This is a genomic window from Streptomyces sp. NPDC059037 (assembly GCF_042740015.1).
Lineage (GTDB): Bacteria > Actinomycetota > Actinomycetes > Streptomycetales > Streptomycetaceae > Streptomyces.
The window spans coordinates 1-1182 of sequence record NZ_JBHYIG010000539.1; the positions used below are offsets into that span (position 1 = coordinate 1).

Sequence of the window (1182 nt, forward strand, 5' to 3'; positions counted from 1 at the left end):
TCTTCTTTTTTTTATAAGCCCCAGCTTTACCACCCCCCCCGGGCCGCGCCCCGCCACATGACCGCACGCGGTACGGGAGTGATCCTCGCGTTCGGCGGTGGCGGGCCGCAGACGCTCCCGGGGCTCGGCGGCTTCAAGATCGCGCTCGACGCCATCGAGGGGCTGCGCCGCCAGTGGGCCTGTGAACTCGGCCCGTCCGGCATTCGCGTCGTCACCCTCAAGACGGGAGGCGTACCCGAATCGCTGCCCGAGGGCTTTCCCGGGGCGGCGGAGATCGCCGCGGGCCTTCAGGAGGCGACGCTCCTCCCCCGCACGGCGACGCTGAGCGACGTGGGTGCCACCGCGGCCTTCGTGGCGTCCGACCGGGCGTGCACCATCACCTCCACCGAGATCAACATCTCGTGTGGCGCCATCGTGGACTAGGGCGACACCAAGTCGCCGACCTGCATATCTGTGACTGCAACCCGGCAGCTGCACCATGGCCGGCATGGGGCTGCGCCATAAATGGCTCGCCATGGTGCCATGCGTGTGCCATGATGACGCCACGAGCCGAGCACTCCTCTGCCCCACAGGCCGAGGAGTGCTCGGTTCGCCAAGTCAGCCAATACAGGGGGTCGGATCATGGAGACAGCACAGAGTCAGGAGCAGGCGGCGCCCGGCGCCTTCACCGCCTTCGCGCGCTTCGTGCTCTGCGGCGGCGGGGTGGGGGTCGCCTCCAGCTTCGCCGTGGCGGGTCTCTCCTCCTGGATTCCCTGGGTCCTGGCCAACGCCCTGATCACGGTGGCCTCCACGCTGCTCGCCACCGAGCTGCACGCCCGCTTCACCTTCGGAGCGGGCGGGCGCGCGACCCGGCGCCAGCATGCGCAGTCGGCCGGATCCGCGGCGGCCGCGTACGCGGTGACCTGCGTGGCGATGCTGGTCCTGCAGCTGCTGGTGGCGGCGCCCGGTGCGGTGCTCGAGCAGGTGGTCTATCTGTCCGCCTCCGCGCTGGCCGGGGTCGCGCGGTTCGTGGTGCTGCGGCTCGTCGTCTTCACGCGGAACCACTCGCACTCCGCGGGAAGTGCCACGAGGTGCCGTCGCCCGTCTGCGGCTGTGTCGTGGCTGGTCGCGCCCACGCGGCGGAGCCGCACATGTCACAGCCCCGCGCCCCCGCGGGGGGGCGCCCCCCCCCCCCCCCACAGA

Annotated in this window: 2 protein-coding genes; both read left to right on the forward strand. The window is 71.2% G+C overall.

What is annotated here, in order from left to right; genetic code table 11:
• Positions 1-423, forward strand: a 423-nt coding sequence (locus ACFWY6_RS45505) for an SDR family oxidoreductase (RefSeq protein ID WP_384703824.1), incomplete at its 5' end; no start/stop codon positions are given.
• A gap of 198 nt (positions 424-621) precedes the next feature.
• The coding region (locus ACFWY6_RS45510; protein ID WP_384703827.1) for a hypothetical protein at positions 622-1182 on the forward strand (561 nt) is incomplete at its 3' end.